Below are 4,874 nucleotides of genomic sequence, written 5' to 3'. Positions count from 1 at the left end.
ATTCTTTGGCGGAATTACATTTTGAGTGTACCACGAATGGCTTATTTATTTGTCTAGCTTAATTTTACAATCGACGTAATAATAAAAAAAACACTCTCATTATCCCATAAATATTATAGATTCCTATAAATTAAAATAGATTAATCTCTATTGTCTTTTAAGTAGCGATAAAGTGTTGCCTTGCTAATACCAGTCATTTCCGTAATTTCTTTTACGCTATAAACCTGACTTTTATACAATTTTACTGCTCGATCAACATCTTTCTGGTTCACACGTGGACGGCCACCTTTACGACCTCTCGCACGTGCACTTTTCAAACCTTCTTTGGTACGTTCAACAATTAAATCACGTTCGAACTGACTAAATGCTTGGAAGACAGTCATCATTAAGCGTCCGTGAGGCGTGCTGGTATCGAAGTTTTCTTTCAAGCTCACCAGCTTAACATGGTGTTCTTCAAAATAGGTAACAAGGTCAATCAAATCCTTTGTACTACGACCCAATCGAGAGAAACTTTCCACAATTACCGTATCTCTCGGACGAATTTTATCTTTTAGACGATTTAGTTGGGGACGATCCGCTTTGGTTCCCGTCATTTTCTCAGTTAGGATTTCATTACAATTTTGTTCATTGAGTAAGTCTAATTGACGATTTAGTTCTTGTGAACGCGTACTCACCCGGGCATAACCATAAATGTATCCACTCATGCTTTTCTTCCTTTCGTACTTTAATTCTGGTTTCATTGTATCATAAAAGGGTGTTATAGATACGTAGTTAATGTGACAAGTTATGATACAGAATATCGCCTCTTTTATTTAATAAAAGAGGCGATATGATTTTGTCTCATAATCGATTGTTTTTGAGACAAAGTAATTTATAAAAAATATGCCTCTAACGTTTTTAGAACGTTAAAGGCATATTAACTTCAGACAGTTATTACTATACCCTAGATTTATGGGTTTTGATAGAATTAATTAGATTTTAATAAACGAAGTCCATTCAGAATAACGACCAACGTACTTCCTTCATGAATAATGACACTGATTGCTATATCTGTTAGACCTAATAAACTCACTACAACTAAAAAGGCTACGACTGCCATTGAAAAAAGGATGTTTTGCCATATGACACGATTCATTTTAGAAGAAATTCCATGAGCTTTAACCAATTTAGATAAGTCATCCTGCATTAAAACTAAATCAGACACCTCTACTGCTACATCGGTTCCGTCTCCCATGGCAATCCCTACATTTGCATTCACAAGGGCTGGGGCATCATTTACACCATCACCCACCATTGCTGTTACGCCGTATTTCTCTTTTTGCTCGTCTATAATTCGAGATTTATCTTCTGGCATGACATTCGCGATTACTTCATCTATTCCTAATTGTTCAGCAACTGCTTTTCCTGTCATTTCTGAGTCGCCAGTGATTAGAGTGGTGTGTATGCCTTGTTCTTTAAAGTATTTAATAGTTTCTTTTGCATGTTCACTTGGAACGTCCATGAGAGCTATAAGTCCAATGACATTCTCATCTTCTGCTACATATACGACTGTCTTACCTTCTGATGCCCACTCATTATTTAAACGAATATATTCATTTGCAACCTCGTCAAATGAAGTTGGTTTTCCGATCCGATAATTTTTGCCGTTGTAATCTCCTGTCAACCCTTTACCAATCTGATTTTCTACTTCAATAGTCAGTTGATTTTTTTGTTCAAACTTTCTTAGAATGGCATCTGCTAAGGGGTGATTGGATTCTTTTTCAAGAGCTACCACGATATCAATCATATTTTCTTCGTTCACGGAATCAGCAAAATAATAATTGGTTACTTCAGGTTTTCCTTTGGTCAAAGTTCCGGTCTTATCAAATGCAATGGCTTGAGTATCGGCTAATTGAGACAGGTAAGAACTACCTTTTGAAAGGACGCCTTTTTTGGCCAAGTTAGAAGTCGTCGATAAAGTTACCGATACAGTAGCTGCTGCTAAAGCACAGGGTGAAGCTGCCACTAAAAGGACCAATCCTCTATAGATACTTTGTGACCATGTCCAGTCTAGGAGAAAAGGAGCCAATAACATGAATAACGGAATGGCAATTAAAACAACTGTAACGTATTTCGGTTCAAATTTTTGGATTATACTCGCAGCTTTTGTTTGGTTGTCTTGGTTCTGGTTTACTAACTGTAAAATTTTTGAAAATACTGTATCTTTATTTTCTTTAGTGACTTCCATTGTGAAAGTACCTGTTCCATTGATTGTACTTCCGAAAACGTCGTCTCCTTTGGACTTCTCTTTTGGGATACTTTCTCCATTAATAGACGACTCATCAATGGACGTAGAGCCTGACAAAATGACGCCATCAATGGGGACTTGATCGCCATTCAATACTTGAAGTTGATCTCCCACTTTTAATTCACTGACGTCAACATTTTTTGTACTGCCATCAGGCTGGATTAACCGGGCAGTCGTTGGATTCATTTCGAGTAATTTCGTGATTTCTCGTTTACTTCTTCCTTCAGCGTAATCTTCCAGGAAATGTGCGCCTGAAAAAATGAGAATCAACAACGTTCCTTCCCAAAAATTCCCTATCGCTGAAGCTCCTATAGCCGCTAATCCCATTAAAATATGAGAATTAGGCGTAAACTTATTATTTGCTTTTGTATTCTCAATTGTCTCTCCAAGACCTTCCAGAACAATGACATGATAGCCCGCACTAATTGTGGCGAGTGAGAACATGATGTTTTTAATTAATTGATATTCTCCACTTAAGAACAATGCAACAATTGCCAATGCCAAACCAATAAAGTATAGAATAATAGGCATCTTCCCGTGATTGTGATCATGGTCGTGGTTATGTTTCTCTTTTTCCTGTGAATGTTGCTCTTTGGTAGTTTCCATTTCTATCACCTTTCTATTAAATTTCTTTGATTTTTGTTGACTTTTTTTGTGCCTTGCAAATTCTGAGCTCGTTTGTTTGCTTAAGTAAGGCAAGGATTCATATGGTTTGGGCTTATCCAGTCTCCATCTCCTTTTATTTGTAAATCGGAATGATTCTGTAAACATATGAATTTACATTCATGTGTTTACAGAATCATATTAACTCACTGTATGAGTTTTGTCAAGACAAGATGCTTCTTATTCAAATGGACTACTATTGCTGATACAAAAGTCTTAATTTTGTCTATAAACAAAAAACTAGCATCGTTTTACTCATGTGGTATTATATATATGAATGGAAAATCATGTGAGAGGAATAAGAGCATATGGATACATCAACAACTTCGCCAATCAATAAAGAGAAGATCCAATCAATAAGCAAAGTATTCAAAGTGATTAGTGACCCTACACGCTTGTCAATTCTCTTTCTTTTACAGAAAGAAGAGCTCAGTGTTGGAAACATTGTGCTTGCATTGGATATGGAACAGTCCGCGATTTCACACCAACTAAAAATATTGAAAGATTCACGTTTAGTGAAGGCAAGAAGAGAAGGGAAAAGCATGGTTTACAGTCTTGATGATCTTCATGTTTTCAGTATTCTCGAACAAGTCTTAACTCATATCAATGAACAAGAACAATAAAAGCTAATAAGGTATAAAACTAAATGGAGGTTTTTAAAATTTCAAAGTCAGAGAAACAAGAAAATCACTCGCACCAAAATCAACCGAATAAGAATATTAAAATTGCTTTTTTCACCAACTTTATTTTTTCCATGATTGAATTTTTCTTTGGGGCTCTTTTCAATAGTGTGTCAATTATGTCCGACGCCGTTCATGATTTAGGAGATTCCATTTCTATTGGATTCGCTTGGTTTTTCCAGGGGTACTCAGAAAAGCAGCAAGATGAACAGTTCACTTTTGGTTATAACCGCTTTTCATTATTAGGGGCGTTGATAACTGGAGTAGTACTGATCGGCGGCTCATTTTTTATGATTTACCGAAGTATCCCACGTTTGATTGATCCGCAACCGGTTAATTACAGTGGCATGTTTTGGCTTTCACTCGTGGCTATTGGATTGAATGGATATGCGGCTTGGATTCTAAGCAAAGGGTCATCTAAAAACGAAGGCATGTTGAACCTGCATATGCTAGAAGATGTATTAGGGTGGATTGGGGTCTTGGTTGTGAGTATCGTAATGAACTTTACCGAGGCTTATCGATTGGATCCAATCTTATCGATTTTGATAGCACTCTATATCCTCTATAAAACTGTACCTGAATTTTTCAGTACAATGAAAATTTTATTGAACGGTTCGCCTGAAAATGTAAACGTAGAGAACCTGGCGAACTCCATTAACAATATTCCTGCTGTAAAGGACCTCTCTCATTTTCACATTTGGTCACTGGACGGAGAAGAAAATGCCCTTATCGTTACGGTTCTTATAGACTCTTCCGATATAAACAAGACTAGGGAAATCAAAGAAGAAATTGCAGAGCTTGCCCATACATCGGGTGTAAAGGATCATATCACAATAGAAATAACTACAAGTAAAGACGAACTGGAAAAAGGGTATGCTTATGGCAGTTAAAGTATTTATATATTGAAAAAAGGACTATTTTAAATCGAGTAGGAGACTAGCCAATTAATGGCTAGTCTCCTACTCGATTTATTAGTGCAAAGCACCCCTTAAATTTAATGCAAAATAAAATTACAATTTACACTTAATTGGCTTTTTTTACTTAATTTATCGGTTTCATAACTTATTGTTTTTGATGCCGTTTATATAAAATGGGAGCGTCAATAATTTTGTGTAAATGGTTCTTCCCTACTGTAGATTGTTTCTAATTCTCCATCGGTTGACTCAGCATTTGTTCGAGCTCGCCTTCGGCCTGTTGGAAACCTTTATGACTGCGACCTAGGAATTTTTGGTTGTAAGTATCAA

4 protein-coding genes are annotated in these 4,874 nt (G+C 36.4%); 2 read left to right on the top strand and 2 right to left on the bottom strand.

From position 1 onward, the window contains the following. Positions 1 to 140: 140 nt before the first annotated feature. Positions 141 to 704 (bottom strand): recombinase family protein, encoded by a 564-nt coding sequence (locus PVE40_RS12310; RefSeq protein ID WP_274732231.1) that lies wholly within the window; start codon positions 702 to 704, stop codon positions 141 to 143. Between the two features lie 263 nt (positions 705 to 967). Beyond that, positions 968 to 2,893, bottom strand: a complete 1,926-nt coding sequence (locus PVE40_RS12305; RefSeq protein ID WP_083068343.1) for a heavy metal translocating P-type ATPase — start codon at positions 2,891 to 2,893, stop codon at positions 968 to 970. Positions 2,894 to 3,258: 365 nt separating this feature from the next. Here PVE40_RS12305 and PVE40_RS12300 point away from each other — a divergent pair, with 365 nt between their 5' ends. Then, positions 3,259 to 3,573: an ArsR/SmtB family transcription factor gene (locus PVE40_RS12300; RefSeq protein WP_048728532.1), complete on the top strand. Its 315-nt coding sequence runs from the start codon at positions 3,259 to 3,261 to the stop codon at positions 3,571 to 3,573. Between the two features lie 23 nt (positions 3,574 to 3,596). Continuing rightward, on the top strand, positions 3,597 to 4,520 hold the full coding sequence (locus PVE40_RS12295) for a cation diffusion facilitator family transporter (protein WP_048728535.1): 924 nt from the start codon (positions 3,597 to 3,599) through the stop codon (positions 4,518 to 4,520). The last annotated feature ends 354 nt before the right edge of the window (positions 4,521 to 4,874 follow it).

The sequence above is a fragment of the Jeotgalibaca caeni genome (assembly GCF_028863945.1).
In the GTDB taxonomy this organism is placed as follows: Bacteria; Bacillota; Bacilli; order Lactobacillales; family Aerococcaceae; genus Jeotgalibaca; species Jeotgalibaca caeni.
The sequence above is the reverse complement of the archived record's forward strand: the minus strand, read 5'-3'. Positions and strand labels throughout refer to the sequence as shown.

What these genes read in the sequence shown, in the direction of transcription:
- PVE40_RS12300 (WP_048728532.1), top strand. Translation starts at nt 3,259, where the DNA reads ATGGATACATCAACAACTTCGCCAATCAATAAAGAGAAGATCCAATCA.
- PVE40_RS12310 (WP_274732231.1), bottom strand. Translation starts at nt 704, where the DNA reads ATGAGTGGATACATTTATGGTTATGCCCGGGTGAGTACGCGTTCACAA.
- PVE40_RS12295 (WP_048728535.1), top strand. Translation starts at nt 3,597, where the DNA reads ATGGAGGTTTTTAAAATTTCAAAGTCAGAGAAACAAGAAAATCACTCG.
- PVE40_RS12305 (WP_083068343.1), bottom strand. Translation starts at nt 2,893, where the DNA reads ATGGAAACTACCAAAGAGCAACATTCACAGGAAAAAGAGAAACATAAC.